Source organism: Streptomyces manipurensis (assembly GCF_049570255.1).
Taxonomy (GTDB): Bacteria; Actinomycetota; Actinomycetes; order Streptomycetales; family Streptomycetaceae; genus Streptomyces; species Streptomyces manipurensis.
Genome location: NZ_CP186950.1, coordinates 6,513,106 through 6,527,376, shown reverse-complemented (window position 1 = coordinate 6,527,376; position 14,271 = coordinate 6,513,106). Strand labels below are relative to the sequence as shown.

Annotated in this window: 15 protein-coding genes; 10 read left to right on the top strand and 5 right to left on the bottom strand. The window is 74.6% G+C overall.

Annotated features, from left to right (window positions below):
- Positions 1 to 78 precede the first annotated feature (78 nt).
- From ACPU2J_RS29595 to ACPU2J_RS29580, 4 genes are all read left to right on the top strand, one after another.
- Positions 79 to 747, top strand: coding sequence for a hypothetical protein (locus ACPU2J_RS29595; RefSeq protein ID WP_389070884.1), 669 nt, complete (start codon positions 79 to 81; stop codon positions 745 to 747).
- Positions 748 to 855: 108 nt separating this feature from the next.
- Complete coding sequence (locus ACPU2J_RS29590; RefSeq protein ID WP_423835021.1) at positions 856 to 2,292, top strand: amidase; 1,437 nt, start codon at positions 856 to 858, stop codon at positions 2,290 to 2,292.
- A 118-nt stretch (positions 2,293 to 2,410) separates the two neighbouring features.
- Positions 2,411 to 3,070 carry an O-methyltransferase gene (locus ACPU2J_RS29585; RefSeq protein ID WP_423834389.1) on the top strand — a complete coding sequence of 220 codons (660 nt, stop codon included), beginning with the start codon at positions 2,411 to 2,413 and terminating at the stop codon, positions 3,068 to 3,070.
- A gap of 76 nt (positions 3,071 to 3,146) precedes the next feature.
- Complete coding sequence (locus tag ACPU2J_RS29580; RefSeq protein ID WP_423834388.1) at positions 3,147 to 3,611, top strand: type II toxin-antitoxin system PemK/MazF family toxin; 465 nt, start codon at positions 3,147 to 3,149, stop codon at positions 3,609 to 3,611.
- 191 nt (positions 3,612 to 3,802) lie between these two features.
- Here ACPU2J_RS29580 and ACPU2J_RS29575 read toward each other — a convergent pair whose 3' ends face one another.
- On the bottom strand, positions 3,803 to 4,672 hold the full coding sequence (locus tag ACPU2J_RS29575; RefSeq protein ID WP_420078853.1) for a TIGR02452 family protein: 870 nt from the start codon (positions 4,670 to 4,672) through the stop codon (positions 3,803 to 3,805).
- A 108-nt stretch (positions 4,673 to 4,780) separates the two neighbouring features.
- Here ACPU2J_RS29575 and egtA point away from each other — a divergent pair, with 108 nt between their 5' ends.
- Genes egtA through egtD form a run of 4 tightly spaced genes read left to right on the top strand, consistent with a single transcriptional unit; the run spans position 4,781 to position 9,130 of the window.
- Positions 4,781 to 6,085, top strand: a complete 1,305-nt coding sequence (gene egtA / locus ACPU2J_RS29570) for an ergothioneine biosynthesis glutamate--cysteine ligase EgtA (RefSeq protein WP_420078854.1) — start codon at positions 4,781 to 4,783, stop codon at positions 6,083 to 6,085.
- Positions 6,082 to 7,401, top strand: coding sequence for an ergothioneine biosynthesis protein EgtB (gene egtB, locus ACPU2J_RS29565; RefSeq protein ID WP_420078855.1), 1,320 nt, complete (start codon positions 6,082 to 6,084; stop codon positions 7,399 to 7,401). Before egtA ends, egtB begins: the two co-directional genes overlap by 4 nt.
- Positions 7,401 to 8,159 carry an ergothioneine biosynthesis protein EgtC gene (gene egtC / locus ACPU2J_RS29560; RefSeq protein WP_365071066.1) on the top strand — a complete coding sequence of 253 codons (759 nt, stop codon included), beginning with the start codon at positions 7,401 to 7,403 and terminating at the stop codon, positions 8,157 to 8,159. The genes egtB and egtC overlap by 1 nt, the downstream gene beginning before the upstream one ends.
- The gene (gene egtD / locus ACPU2J_RS29555; RefSeq protein WP_423834387.1) at positions 8,156 to 9,130 is read left to right on the top strand and encodes an L-histidine N(alpha)-methyltransferase; all 975 of its coding nucleotides are present in this window, start codon (positions 8,156 to 8,158) and stop codon (positions 9,128 to 9,130) included. Before egtC ends, egtD begins: the two co-directional genes overlap by 4 nt.
- On the opposite strand, the gene ACPU2J_RS29550 is transcribed toward egtD, so the two are convergent.
- From ACPU2J_RS29550 to ACPU2J_RS29540, 3 genes are all read right to left on the bottom strand, one after another.
- Positions 9,013 to 9,957, bottom strand: coding sequence for a lysophospholipid acyltransferase family protein (locus ACPU2J_RS29550; RefSeq protein ID WP_423834386.1), 945 nt, complete (start codon positions 9,955 to 9,957; stop codon positions 9,013 to 9,015). The genes egtD and ACPU2J_RS29550 overlap by 118 nt on opposite strands.
- Positions 9,954 to 10,787: a GNAT family N-acetyltransferase gene (locus ACPU2J_RS29545; RefSeq protein ID WP_365138502.1), complete on the bottom strand. Its 834-nt coding sequence runs from the start codon at positions 10,785 to 10,787 to the stop codon at positions 9,954 to 9,956. The genes ACPU2J_RS29550 and ACPU2J_RS29545 overlap by 4 nt, the downstream gene beginning before the upstream one ends.
- Before the next feature lie 170 nt (positions 10,788 to 10,957).
- Positions 10,958 to 12,220, bottom strand: a complete 1,263-nt coding sequence (locus ACPU2J_RS29540; RefSeq protein WP_423834385.1) for an extracellular solute-binding protein — start codon at positions 12,218 to 12,220, stop codon at positions 10,958 to 10,960.
- A gap of 163 nt (positions 12,221 to 12,383) precedes the next feature.
- Here ACPU2J_RS29540 and ACPU2J_RS29535 point away from each other — a divergent pair, with 163 nt between their 5' ends.
- Positions 12,384 to 12,599 (top strand): dodecin, encoded by a 216-nt coding sequence (locus tag ACPU2J_RS29535; protein WP_361600480.1) that lies wholly within the window; start codon positions 12,384 to 12,386, stop codon positions 12,597 to 12,599.
- 27 nt (positions 12,600 to 12,626) lie between these two features.
- On the opposite strand, the gene ACPU2J_RS29530 is transcribed toward ACPU2J_RS29535, so the two are convergent.
- A complete protein-coding gene (locus ACPU2J_RS29530; protein ID WP_420078860.1) occupies positions 12,627 to 13,127 on the bottom strand; it encodes an LNS2 domain-containing protein in 501 nt (166 codons plus the stop codon).
- Positions 13,128 to 13,184: 57 nt separating this feature from the next.
- Here ACPU2J_RS29530 and ACPU2J_RS29525 point away from each other — a divergent pair, with 57 nt between their 5' ends.
- On the top strand, positions 13,185 to 14,243 hold the full coding sequence (locus ACPU2J_RS29525) for an MsnO8 family LLM class oxidoreductase (protein ID WP_423834384.1): 1,059 nt from the start codon (positions 13,185 to 13,187) through the stop codon (positions 14,241 to 14,243).
- Positions 14,244 to 14,271 lie beyond the last annotated feature (28 nt).

Sequence of the window (14,271 nt, the reverse complement as noted above, 5' to 3'; positions counted from 1 at the left end):
CGGGCCCGGAGCCGTGCTGCCGCAGGATGACGCGCGGGGGCGGGCATCGCTGTCGTAGCCGGTCGGCACACTGGGGCCATGACGAACGACCCCGAAGCGGACGGCCGCATCGACCCGCGCGACCTGTTGCTGCGCACGGACTGGAACACCGTGGAGCACTGCTGCCCCGACGTGGCCCCCGAAACGCCCGTGATCCTCCTGGAGCTGCTGGACGAGGACCCCCGCGTCCAGGGCCTCGCGCTGCGCACCCTGACCGAGACCCTGACGCGGGGAGACGTCTTCCACACCGCCACGGCTCCCGCCGCCCGCTACGTGGCCGCGGTCCTGGGCGATCCGCGAACGCTGGCGGAGGTGGTCGACCGCGCCCCGCAGGAGGAGGTCGACCTGGGTCCGCAGACCCCCTTCGAGCTGCGGGTCGGCCTGCTGGCCTGGCTGGGCGACTCGACCGTGGAGGCACTGCGGCAGCGGTCGCGGCCCTACGGCGACGCGGAGGACCTGGAGGCCTTCCTCGACCTCGCCCCGGAGTTGTACGAGGCCGTACGTCCGCTCCTCGACGGCGGTTCTCCGGCGGCGCGCGAGGCGGCGCTCGGCGCGGTGCTGCCGCTCCTGCGCCTGAACGCACTCGCGGACCGGCGCGCAGGCCTGCGCGACACCGTCCTGCGGGCGGCCTTCGGCGACGGGCCGCTGCGGCTGCGCGCGGTCGACACGCTGCACTCCTGGGGTGAGGACGTCTCGGCCTTCCTCTGACGGGGGCGTGACCTCGGAGGGGGTGCCCGCTACCGTCTTCCTACTGGACGGTAATAGGGGGAGTGACAGGCGATGGCGGGTTCTTCCGCTTCTTCCGGCACCGGTTCCATGCCCGGTTCCGGTGCGACAACCGGCCGCAGCCCCGGTGCGGGCACCCCGCCCCCTCCGGGGCTCGTGGCCATGGCCGCGGCGCTGCGCGAAGGAAGCGTTTCGGCCCGGGAGTTGACCGAGGAGGCCCTGCGGCGGATCCACTCGGCGCAGCCTCGGCTGAACGCCTTCCGGAGCGTGCGCACCGACGCCGCGCTCGCGGAGGCGGACGCCGCCGACCGGCGGCTGGCCGCCGGTGAACGGCTCCCGCTGCTCGGCGTGCCGGTGGCCGTGAAGGACGACATGGACGTGGCGGGCGAGGCCACGGCCTTCGGCTGCGGAGGGTCCTTCGCGCCGAAGACCGTCGACAGCGAGGCCGTACGCCGACTGCGCGCGGCCGGGGCGGTGGTCGTCGGCAAGACCCAGACGCCGGAGCTGGGCCAGTGGCCGTTCACGGAGGGCGGGGCGTTCGGCGCGACGCGCAACCCGTGGAACCCCGAGCACACCCCGGGCGGTTCCTCCGGCGGTTCGGCGGCGGCGGTCGCCGCGGGCCTGGTCCCCGCGGCGCTGGGCTCGGACGGTGCGGGTTCGGTGCGGATCCCCGCGGCCTGGACCCACCTGGTCGGGATCAAGCCCCAGCGCGGCCGCATCTCCACCTGGCCGGAGCCGGAGTCGTTCAACGGGCTGACGGTGAACGGGGTCCTGGCGCGCACGGTCGCCGACGCGGCGCTGCTGCTGGACGCGGCGAGCGGGCCGCACCCCGGGGACCTGCACCGGCCGGCGACGATCTCGGCCGTGGAGGCGGCAGCGCGGACACCGCGGCGGCTGCGGATCGCCCTCTCCTTCGGGATGGCCTTCACTGCCACCCCCAAGTCCCTGGACCCCCGGGTGCGTTCGGCGGTGGAGCGGCTGGCGGGACGCCTGGAGACGCTCGGGCACGAGGTGGTCCCCGCGGACCCGCGCTATGGACCGATCGGCCTGACGTTCGTCCCCCGCGCGACCAGCGGGGTGCGGGACTGGGCGGCGCGGGTCCCCGACCCCGCGCTGCTGGACCCGCGCACGCACGAGGCGGTGCGCACGGGCCGGATCCTGGGCGGGGCGGTGCTGCGGGCCTCCCGCCGCGCGGAGCCGGTGCTGCGGAGGCGGGTGGGGGAGATCTTCGGGCGCTTCGACGTGGTCCTGACGCCGACGACGGCCACGGCGGCCCTGCGCGTCGGGGCGTTGGCCGGGCTGGGCGCGATGGCCACGGACCGGGCGATGATCGCCGCCTGCCCGTACGCCTGGACGTGGAACGTCCTCGGCTGGCCCGGGGTGAACGTACCGGCCGGCTTCACCGGGGACGGACTCCCCGTGGGTGCCCAGCTGCTGGGTCCGGCGGACTCCGAGCCGCTGCTGCTGGGACTGGCGGCCCAACTGGAGGCGGTGGAGGGGTGGGCCGAGGTGTGGCCCGGGCCGTAGCCGGCTCGCCCGCGGCGGAACCGCCGGACCGGACTCCCGATCCGCCCGGCACTCCTGTACGTTCCCTTTGGGAACTCAGGCGCGGCGCCGCGGGCGCACCGCAGGACGGGAGCAGGTCATGGTTCAGGAGACGTGGACGGCCGTCGACGACTACTTCGACGGGCTGCTCGTCGGCGAGGACGAGGCCCTGCGCCGCGCCGCTGCGGATTCCGAGGCCGCCGGACTGCCACCCCATCAGGTGGCGCCGAACCAGGGCAAGTTGCTCCACCTCCTGGCGCGCATCCGCGGTGCGCGCACGATCCTGGAGATCGGCACCCTGGGCGGCTACAGCACGATCTGGCTCGCCCGGGCCCTCCCGGCCGGCGGGCGGCTCGTCACCCTGGAGGTGGACGCGCGGTGCGCGGAGGTCGCCGCCGCCAACGTCGCGCGGGCCGGGCTGGACCACCTGGTGGACATCCGGCACGGGCGGGCCCTCTACCTGCTGCCCGGGCTCACCGACGGCCCGTTCGACCTGGTCTTCATCGACGCGGACAAGCCGTCCAACCCGCAGTACCTGGAGTGGGCCCTCCGGCTCACCCGGCCCGGCAGTGTCATCATCGGCGACAACGTCGTGCGGGAGGGTGCCGTCGTCGACGCGGACAGCTCCGACCCGCGCGTCCAGGGCGTCCGCCGCTTCACCGAACTGATCGCCGAGCACCCGAAGTTGACGGCCACGGCCCTGCAGACCGTGGGAAGCAAGGGCTACGACGGGCTCGTGATGGCGCTGGTCACCGAGTGAGCGGGGGCGGGCGGCCCGGTGGCCGACGGCTCCCCGGGGCTCCGCCGGGCCGGCCGCAGCCGGTAGCCTCACCCGGATGACGGCACTTTCCCACCACGGCGACGGCCGTACCGAACAGCCCGGCAGAGACGGCGCCACCGCCACCACCGAGGCCGATCCGCGCGCCATCGGCCCGGTGCGCACCGAGTACGCCCCGGATCCCGACGGCGACCCCGACCCCGGGGAGATCGTGTGGACCTGGGTCCCCTTCGAGGAGAACGACGGCCGCGGCAAGGACCGCCCGGTGCTGGTCGTGGCCCGGGAACCGGGCGGGCGGACCCTGCTCGCGATGCAGCTGTCCAGCAAGCGGCACGACCACGACCGGGAATGGGTGCCGATCGGCACGGGGCCGTGGGACAGCGCCGGCCGGGAGTCGTGGGTGGACGTGGACCGCGTACTGCGCGTGCACGAGTCGGGGATGCGGCGCGAGGCCTGCGCCCTGGACCGGGGACGCTTCGCCCTGGTCGTCGACCGACTGCACGAACGCCACGGCTGGCAGTAGCCGCCGACGACCTCACGGGCCGGGGCAGCACCCCCACAGCCCACGCCGCAGCACGCGGACCCGCGCCGAGCCCGAACCACGCCGGCCCGCCGCCCCCGAGCACGTAACACCGCCGGACCACGCCCGCCGGACGCAGCGCCGGGCGGGCTCGGCCGGCCGCCCGCCCCACTCCGCAGCGTGCCCGCAGGGCGTCAGACCGTGCCGAAGCCCGCGAAGGCTCGTTCGAACGCCTCGCGGGTGGCTGGTTTGCGGTCCAGTACCGCGAAGACGACCCGCTCGAAGACCCCCGCGAAGCGGCCCGCGAGCAGGGCCCGGAAGGCCTCCGCGACCATGGCGGGATCGTTGCGGAACACCCCGCAGCCCCACGCCCCCAGCACCAGCCGCCGGTATCCGTGCAGCGCGGCCACCTCCAGCACCCGCTCCGCGCGCCGGGCCAGTGCCGCGGGGATCTCGGCCGCCCGCTCCGGCTCCTGCCGCAGGATCGTGCCCGCGTTCGGCGCGGGCGAGGTGAGGAAGCCGGCCCGGAAGGGGGACTCCATCAGCTCTCCGCGGTCGTCGCGGAACACCGGCACTCCCGGCGAGTGAATCACCCGGTCGGTGTAGAAGGTGCTGACTCCTACGCGGTGCACCGCGTAGTACTCCGGGGCCTCCAGCAGCGTCTCGTACAGGGCCGAGGCCCGGCACAGTGCCTCCTCCTGGGCCTTGGCCCCCCTGACGTACCCGCCCCCGGGATTGCGGGCCGAGGCGAAGTTCAGGACCGCCACCGACGGCCCTTCCGGGGCCTGCCCGGCGGCCCGCCCACCCGCTTCCCCGGCGGTTTCGACGAGCCTACGGGCCGCGACCGTACTGCTCTCCCCCGTGACCTCGACCGCCGTCACACCACCCCTCCCGGGCGGCACTTCACCTGGAATGATCCGGTTTGGCCCATATATCCTGGTTCCGGCCTTGGCCTCCGCCAGGGCGGCGGCGAGCGGAACCTGCCGTCCCGACCGCGTCCGGTACCCCCCGGCCGCCACGATCTCCGCGTTCTCCCGCGCGATCTCGCGCAATCTACTGCTCACGCCGCCATTTTCTTCACCTCCTGTTCCCGGCGGCAAAGGAATTAGTGACGGAGGGACGGGTAGGCACGGGTGATGTCACGGCCGACGACAGGAGACGAGGACCCGGTCATGCCCCAGGCCCCATCCGCTCCACCGCACGCGCCAGACCCAGCCCCCTCGATCACCGAGACCGAGGCGGAGCACCTGATCCACGGCATCTGCTTCAAGACCGGCCCGCCCCGCCTGATCGGCGCGGAACTCGAATGGCTGGTCGTCGACGCCGAGCACCCCGGACGCACGCTGCCCCCCGAGCGGCTGCGGGCCGCGCACGCCGCGGCCCGCGCCCTCCCCCTGAACTCCCGGGTGACCGTCGAACCCGGCGGGCAGCTCGAACTCAGCTCGGCCCCGGCGGCCTCGCTCACCGGATGCGTCGACGCCCTGCAGGACGACCTCACCGCCGTCCGCGCCGCCCTGCTGGACCGGGGACTGGCACTGCGGGGACTCGGCCGTGACACCCGCCTCCCCTACCGCCGGCTGCTGAACAGCCCGCGGTACGACGCGATGGAGGCCTACTTCGACCGCACCGGCCCGGCGGGCCGGGCGATGATGTGCGCCTCGGCGTCCGTGCAAGTGTGCGTGGACGCGGGCCACGAGGAGCCGGGGGCCCTCGGCCACGGCCGGCGCTGGCGGATGGCCCACCTGCTGGGCGCGGTCCTCGTGGCGGCGTTCGCCAACTCCCCCGCCCGGGAAGGCCCGTACGCCGGATGGCGGTGTGCCCGGCAGGGGATCTGGAGCGACCTGGACAGCCGCCGCTCGCTCGCCCCGCCGCTGGACGCGGGGCCGCGGGCCGGCTGGGTCCGGCAGGCGCTGGACACCGAGGTGATGTGCGTGCGCTCGTACGAGGGCGAGCCCTGGGACGTCCCGCGGGGGACGACCTTCCGCGACTGGCTGAGGGCGGGCGAGGGGGCCGTACCCCGGGCCCCCACCGCCGAGGACCTCGACTACCACCTGACCACCCTCTTCCCGCCCGTCCGGCCCCGCGGCCACATGGAACTGCGCATGATCGACGCGCAGCCCGGTGACGACGGCTGGCTGGTGCCGGTGGCCGTCGTGCACGCCCTGTTCGACGATCCGGAGACGGCCGAGACCGCCTACCGGGTGACGAAGGCGCTGGCCGACGCCTACGGTTCGCAGCCCGCTCCGCGCAATCCCCTCTGGCGTTCCGCCGCCCGGCACGGCCTGTCCGATCCGGAGCTGCGGACCGCCGCGGCGGCCTGCTTCCGGGCCGCGGGCGAGGCGCTGCCCCGGCTCGGCGCGAGCGCGCACGTACGCGACACGGTGGGCGAGTTCACCGAGCGCTACGTCCTGCGCGGCCGATGTCCGGGCGACGATCCGCCGCACGCCCCCTCCACCGGGCAGGAGGCCCTCCGATGACCACCGCATCCGAATCCGGCACCTTCCACTCCGGGCTGCGGGAGCGGGCGGCCGCCTCGCTGACGGCCGCACGCGCCCGGACGGCCGCGCTCACCGACGCGGTCACCGACGCCGACCTGACCGCCCAGCACTCGCCGCTGATGTCCCCGCTGGTGTGGGACCTGGCGCACATCGGGAACCAGGAGGAGCTCTGGCTGCTCCGCCGCGTCGCCGGGCGCGAGTCCCTGCACCCCGAGATCGACCCCCTCTACGACGCCTTCCGGCACGCCCGCTCCGAACGGCCGGGCCTGCCGCTCCTCGGGCCCGCCGAGGCCAGGCGGTACGCGGCCGAGGTCCGCGGCCGGGTCTTCGACCTGCTGGAGCGCACGCCGCTGGAGGGCAGCGCCCTCCTCGACGACGGTTTCGCCTTCGGGATGATCGCCCAGCACGAGCAGCAGCACGACGAGACGATGCTGATCACGCACCAGCTGCGGCAAGGGGTGCCGGTCCTGGACGCCCCCGACCCGGACGCCCCGTACGATCCGCCCCCGGCCGCCGAAGTCCTCGTACCGGCAGGCCCGTTCACGATGGGCACGTCGGCGGAGCCGTGGGCGCTGGACAACGAGCGGCCGGCGCACCTCCGGGACACGGCCGCGTTCCTCATCGACACGGTGCCGGTCACCAACGCCGCCTACCTGGCCTTCATCGCCGACGGCGGCTACCACGAGCCCGCCTGGTGGGCGGCGGCCGGCTGGGAGCAGATACGGGAGCACGCGATCGAGGCCCCGCTGTTCTGGCACCGGGAGGGCGGGCAGTGGCTGCGCCGGCGCTTCGGGGTCACCGAGCCGGTGCCGGACGACGAGCCGGTGCTGCACGTCAGCTGGTACGAGGCGGACGCGTACGCCCGCTGGGCGGGGCGGCGGCTGCCCACGGAGACGGAGTGGGAGAAGGCCGCCCGCTTCGACCCGGTGACGGGCCGCTCGACCCGCTACCCCTGGGGGGACGCCGACCCGACCCCCGCCCACGCCAACCTGGGGCAGCGACACCTGCGCCCGGCCCGCGCGGGAAGCTATCCGGCCGGGGCGTCCCCGCTGGGCGTACGGCAGCTGATCGGCGACGTGTGGGAGTGGACGGCCTCCGACTTCACCCCGTACCCCGGCTTCCGGGCCTTCCCCTACCGGGAGTACTCGGAGGTGTTCTTCGGCCCCGAGCACAAGGTGCTGCGCGGCGGCTCGTTCGCGGTGGACCCGGTGGCCTGCCGGGGCACCTTCCGCAACTGGGACCTCCCGGTGCGCCGCCAGATCTTCTCCGGCTTCCGGACCGCGAGGGACGCCTGATGTGCCGCCATCTCGCCTACGTGGGGCCGCCGGTGCCGCTCGGGAGGCTGCTGAGCGAGCCCGGGCACGCGCTGGTGCGCCAGTCCTGGGAGCCGCGCCGGCAACGGCACGGCACGGTCAACGCCGACGGCTTCGGCGTCGGTTGGTACGCGGAGGGCGACCCGGTGCCCGCCCGCTACCGGCGGGCCGGGCCGGTGTGGGCCGACCTGTCCTTCACCGACCTGGCGCGGGTGGTGCGCAGCGGGGCCTTCCTGGCCGCCGTGCGCGACGCCACCACGGCCGGGGCGGACGGGGAGGCGGCTGCCGCGCCGTTCGCGGACGGGCCGTGGCTGTTCAGCCACAACGGCGCCGTGCGGGACTGGCCCGGTTCGGTGGCGGCCGCCGCGGCTGCCCTGCCGGCCGAGGAGCTGCTCTCGCTGCCGGCCCGGACGGACTCCGCCCTCGTGTGGGCGCTGGTCCTGCGCCGCCTGCGGGCGGGGGACGACCTGGGCACCGCGCTCGCCGAGCCGGTGCGGGAGCTGTCCTCGGCCGCGCCGGGCTCCCGGCTGAACCTGCTGCTGACGGACGGCGCCGCGATCGCGGCGACGGCCTGGGGCGACTCGCTCTGGTACCTGGCCGATCCCGCGGAACGCCGCACCGTGGTGGCGTCCGAGCCCTACGACGACGACACCCGGTGGTGCGAAGTGCCCGACCGGACCCTGCTGACCGCCACCGCCACCCGGGTCCGCCTGACCCCGCTCAAGGAGAACAGCCCGTGACCAGCTTTCAGTTGACCCGGACGCTCGACGAGCACGCCGCGGAGTCGGCCCTGCGCTCGGACGTGTCGGAAGGCCTGGGCCACACCCCGAAGGTGCTGCCGCCCAAGTGGTTCTACGACGCGCGGGGCAGCGAGCTCTTCGAGGAGATCACCCGGCTGCCGGAGTACTACCCGACCCGTGCGGAGCGGGAGATCCTGCTGGAGCGGGCCGGGGAGATCGCTGCGGTGAGCGGGGCGCGCACCTTGGTCGAGCTGGGTTCCGGCTCCTCGGAGAAGACCCGGCACCTGATCGAGGCGATGCCCGCGCTGGACCTGTACGTACCGGTGGACGTGAGCGAGAGCGCGTTGCGGGGGGCGGCCGACACCCTGCTGGCCGAGCACCCGGGCCTGCGGGTGCACGCGCTGCTGGCGGACTTCACCCAGGCGCTGCGGCTGCCGGACTCCCCCGGGCCCCGGCTGGTGGTGTTCCTGGGCGGCACGATCGGGAACCTGCTGCCGCCGGAACGTGCGGTGTTCCTGGCGTCCGTACGGGCGATGCTGTCGCCGGGGGACGCGCTGCTGATGGGAACGGACCTGGTGAAGGACGAGTCCGTGCTCGTCGCGGCCTACGACGACGCGAGCGGGGTGACCGCCGAGTTCAACAAGAACGTGCTGGCGGTCGTCAACCGGGAGCTGGACGCGGACTTCCACACGGCCGACTTCGAGCACGTGGCGCTGTGGAACCGGGAGCAGGAGTGGATCGAGATGCGGCTGCGCGCCCGGTCCGAGCTGGTGGTGAAGATCCGGGCGCTCGATCTCGTCGTGCCGTTCGCGGCGGGTGAGGAGATCCTCACGGAGGTGTCGGCGAAATTCCGTCAGGAGGGGGTGCGCAAGGAACTGGCGGCGGCCGGGCTGGAGCTGACCCAGTGGTGGACGGACACGGGCGGCCGCTTCGCGCTGTCCCTGTCGGTGGCCGAGGGGCCGCTGGGCTGAGCCGCCACCGCCCGCGCCGGAGCCCGCCGCGCGGCGCAGGCGGCCACGGCGCGCTGGGCGGCCGCCGCGAGGTCCCGCCGGTCCGGGTGACGGCCCGGCGGGATCCTCGGCAGCAGGGTGACCTCGGCCCGCACCCCGCGGGCCCGGGCGATCCGCCAGAGGGAGGCGGTCAGCGGGTCGTCCCCGACGAAGGCGGGGGCGCCCGCCGGGTCCCCGTCCTCGCGCCGCAGGTAGGCGAGGTGGACGGGCTGCACGGGGACGGCGGCGTCCAGGGCGGCCTGGAAGGCCGCCCGGCGGAAGGTGCCCCGGTCGCGGCCGCACCAGGTGGACCCCTCGGGGAAGACGGTGACCCGGTCGCCGGCCCGCAGCGCGTTGCCGATCTCCGTGACGGTGGCGGGCAGGGCGCGGATCCGGTCGCGCTCGATGAAGAGGGTGCCGGCCCGGCCGGCGAGCCGGCCGAGGAGGGGCCAGGCGCGGATGTCGCTCTTGGCGAGCATCCGGCTGGGTGCGGCGGCGGCGACGAGGGGCACGTCCAGCCAGGAGATGTGGTTGGGGACGAGCAGGCGGCCGCCGTGGGGGCCGGGCCCGCCGTGCACGGTGATCCGTATGCCGAAGGCCCGCAGCAGGGCGGCCGACCAGGCCCGTATCACGGTGTGGCGGGCGGCGGCGGGCAGCAGCCGCAGGGACGGGGCGCCCAGGATCCCGGCCAGGAGCACGAGGAGGGCGGTGGTGAGCCGCAGGACGGCGTGCGGAACGCTCGCGGTGCGGCCCTCGTGTCCGGCGCAGGCCTCGGGGGTGCAGGGCGAGGTGGGCAGCCAGGCGTTCATGCGCCCGGGATGAGCGAGCGGAAGTGCTTGAGGTAGCGCGGGTTGGTGCGGCGCAGGGACAGCAGTACGTACAGGTCGGCGCAGCCGAACGCGGCGTCGAGGGCGGGCTCGCCGCAGACCCAGGCGCCGAGGCGGAGGTAGCCGCGCAGCAGCGGGGGCAGTTCCGTCCGGTCGGGGACGACGAGGTCCCCGGGGTGCCAGGGGACGTGCGGGGTGACGCGGTACTCGGCGGGGGCGGCGCTGCGGGCGAGGGCGGTGGCGCGGGTGGCGGCGGCGAGGACCCCGCCGTCGGCGAGGGGTACGGAGCAGCAGCCGGCGAGCCAGTTGTGGCCGGTGCGGTCCATGTAGTGGGCGAGGCCGGCCCAGATGAGGGCGATGACGGCGCCGTTGCGGTGGTCGGGGTGGACGCAGGAGCGGCCGACCTCGACCAGGTCGGGCCGGATGGGGGCCAGGGCCGAGAGGTCGAACTCGCTCTCGGAGTAGAGGCGGCCGGCGACGGCGGCGCGTTCCGGGGGCAGCATCCGGTAGGTGCCGACGACCTGGCCGGTCTCCTGGTCGAGGACGAGGAGGTGGTCGCAGTAGGCGTCGAAGGCGTCGGCGTCGAGGCCGGGCTCGGGCCCGTCGAGGCGGGCGCCGAGCTCTCCGGCGAAGACCTGGTGGCGCAGCCGCTGTGCGGCGCGGACCTCGTCCTCGTCGCGGGCGAGCCGCACGGTGTAGTGGGGGCCGGGGGCGGCCGCGGCGCGGAGGGGGGATGCGGCGGGTGTCGGTGACGGCGGGGACGTCAGGGGCGACGCGGGTGCGGGGGACGGGGACAGGGGTGCGATGGTCATGGCGGCTCCTGATCCGGGCGCGGAGGGCCGGTCCGGCAGGTGGCCGGCCCGGCTCCTCTACTTCTTCCGTGACCGGCTGGATTCGACATGACCGCTCTGCGGCAGGCGGATGTGCGGAGGCTGAACTCGATGGGCCGGGAGGACCCCGGCCCATCGGGGCCGGGTCCGCACTAGCGGTCGGAGCTGAGGACGCGGCCGATCTCCTCGGAGGCCGTGCGGGCGGCCTGCTTGGCGTCCTGGCCGGTCAGCACGGCCGTCATGTAGGGCTTGATCGGGTTCTTGGCCTCGACCTCGGCCCAGCGGGCGGAGGTGGGGGTGGCCCGGCCCTGGGCCGCTCCGGGGGCCATGGCGGCGGCGCCCTCGTTTCCCGCGACGACGTGCGCGAGGCTGGTCTTGTTGGGTACGTAGCTCATGGTCCGGGCCAGCTCGGTCTGCCACTTCTCGCTGACGAGGGCGGTGATCACGTCGACGGCCGCCTTACGCTGCTTCGTGCGCTCGGGGATGATCAGGTCGGAGCCGCCGGTGAAGACGGCTCCCGGCTTGTCGGAGGTCTTGCCGGGGATCGGGAAGAAGCCGATCTTGCCCTTCAGCGCGGGGTTGGCCGCCTCGATCTCGGCGGCCTGGCCGGGCGGGGCGATGATCTGGGCGACCTGGCCGCGGGCGAAGACCTGGGACTGCGGGGGCGTCTCCTCGTCGGCGCTGCGGGGGCCGTCGCCGAGGGCCTGCAGCTGTCTGTAGAAGTCCATGCCGGCGAGGGCCTTGTCGTCGTCGAGGGTGCCGACCCATTTGCCGCCGGTCTCGACGGCGAGCTCGCCGCCCTCGTCCCAGATCAGTCCGGCGAGGACGTACCAGTTCTGTCCGGGGAGGTAGATGCCCTGCTGGTCGCCCTTGTCGAGCTTCTGGGTGGCCTGGATCCACTCCTGGCGGTTGCGGGGCGGGGTCTTGATGCCGGCGTTCGCGAAGAGGTCCTTGTGGTAGACGACCACCCGGTTGGCGGCGTACCAGGGGACCCCGTACTGGGCGCCGTTGACCGATCCGGGTTCGGCGAGGCCCTTGAGCCAGTCCTTGCTGCCCCAGGTGCGCAGCCCTTCGAGGGTGACCTCGGAGAGGCCGCCCGTCTCGATGTACTGCGCGACCTGGGTGTTGCCCACCTCGATGACGTCGGCGGACTCCGTGGCGGTGCCGTCGAGGACGGCGTTGACCTTGTCTCCGATGCCCGTCCACTCCTGGATGCGGACGTCGAGGTCGAGGCCGGGGTGTTCCGTCTCGAAGGACGCGGTGAACCTGTCGATGAAGTCCTCGGACGCGCTGCCCTTCATCAGCCAGAGCGTCACCTTCTCCCGGCCGGCGGCCTGGTCGGCCCACTGGCCGCAGCCCGTGAGGGCGGTCGCGGCCACGAGGGCGGTGCACACGGCGAGGAAGCGCATCTTCAAGAGGTCACCTTCTGGGGTTCGGTCTCAGATGGCTCGAAATTGGCATAGACCAATAGGCCGGTCAAGGGTCTTTCGCTCGGGATTGTTCGCCCAAAGTTCGCGGAGGCGGACTTACTGGGGCACCGTAGAACCAGGCAAAAGCCACCCACTGTCGGGAGACCCCATGTCCAACCACACGTACCGGGTGACCGAGATCGTCGGCACGTCCGACGAGGGCATCGATCAGGCCATCCGCAACGGGATTGCCCGGGCCGGCCAGACCCTGCGCAACCTGGACTGGTTCGAGGTCGTCCAGGTGCGCGGTCACATCGAGAACGGGGAGATCGCCCACTACCAGGTCGGGCTCAAGGTCGGCTTCCGCCTGGAGGGCGAGGACTGAGCCCGCGCCGCCCCGGCGGCTCCCGTCTCAGGTCCGGCCCTCGATCTCCTGTCCGGACCTGAGCTCGGGCGCCTCCGCCGCCCAGTCGGCCAGGAACACGCGGTAGCCGGCGGCCCGCGCGGCCTGGCAGACCAGCTCGTCGTCGTCCACGAGCACGCGCACCTCCCGGCCACGGGCGATCCGCCCCAGCACCTCCAGCTTGGTCGTACGGGCCGGCCGGCGGTCCCGGTCGCCGCGCATCCACAGCCGCCCCTCGGGCAGGCCGTGCCGGGTCAGCCACTCCTGCGTGTCCGCCCGGCACCGCTCCGGCCGCCCGGTCAGGTACACCACCTCGCAGTCGGCGGCCCGCTCGACGGCCAGGGCGACCCCCCGCGCGAGCGGCGGATCGGCCGGGGCCGCGCCGAAGAAGCCCGCCCAGTCGCGCGGACGCCGCTCCAGGAAGTGCTGGCGGTGACCGGTGTCGGCAAGGGTGTTGTCGATGTCGAAGACGGCCAGCGGGCGCTTCGCGGCGGTGCTCTTCTCACTCATCCGCCCAGCGTAGGCGGGTGCCGGGAATCCTTCCGGGCCCGCGGTGTTGATTCCTGTGTGATCGGAAGAATCTCGGTACTGGACCGCTCCCGCACCCGCCGGGGCCGGCCGGCCCCCCAGGCCCTGCGCGACACCGTGGACCTCGCGCGGACCGTCGAGGAACTCGGCTACCACCGCTTCTGGGTCTCCGAGCACCACAGCGTGCCCGGAGTCGCCGGCTCGGCACCGACCGTGCTCGCCGCGGCCGTCGCGGCGGCGACCGAGCGGATCCGGGTCGGCACCGGCGGGGTCATGCTGCCCAACCACCAGCCCCTGGTGGTCGCGGAACAGTTCGGGGTGCTGGAGTCGCTCTTCCCCGGACGCATCGACATGGGCCTGGGCCGCTCCGTCGGCTTCACCGGCGGCATCCGGCGCGCCCTGGGCCGTGACACCGGCGACGCCGACGGCTTCGAGGAGCAGCTGGCGGAGCTGCTGGGCTGGATCGACGGCACCCAGCGGGCCCACCCCGAGGTGCACGCCCGGCCCGCCGAGGGGCTGCGGATACCGGCCTTCGTCCTGGCCACGGGCGAGGGGGCGGGCATCGCCGCCCGCGCCGGCCTGCCGCTCGTCGTCGGCGACCTGCGCTCGCGCGACCGGGTCGCCGCGATCGTGGAGGCCTACCGCCGGGAGTTCCGGCCCTCCGAGCACGGCACCCGGCCGTATGTCGTGGTCTCGGGCACCGTGGCCGTGGCCGGGACGACCGAACAGGCCCGGCGCATCCTCCTCCCGGAGGCGTGGGCCGTGGCGTACTCCCGCACCCGCGGCAGCTTCCCGCCGCTGATCCCGGCCGAGGAGGTCGAGGCGCTGGAGATGAGCCCGAAGGAACGGGAACTGTTCGAGGGCGCCCTCGCCGGGCACATCCACGGCACGGAGCCGCAGGTCGCCGCGGAACTGTCGCGGGTCGCGGAGCTGACCGGCGCCGACGAGCTCCTCGTCACCACCTCCACGTACGACCGCGAGGCGCTGCTGGACTCCCACGCCCGCCTGGCCCGGCTCGCCGGCCTGAGCGGGCCCGAGGCCACCGCGCCGGAGACCGCGGCCGCGCCCGGGACGAGGGCGGCGAGGGCCGCCGGGTAGGGCCCCGGGCCGGCCCGTAAACTGGGGC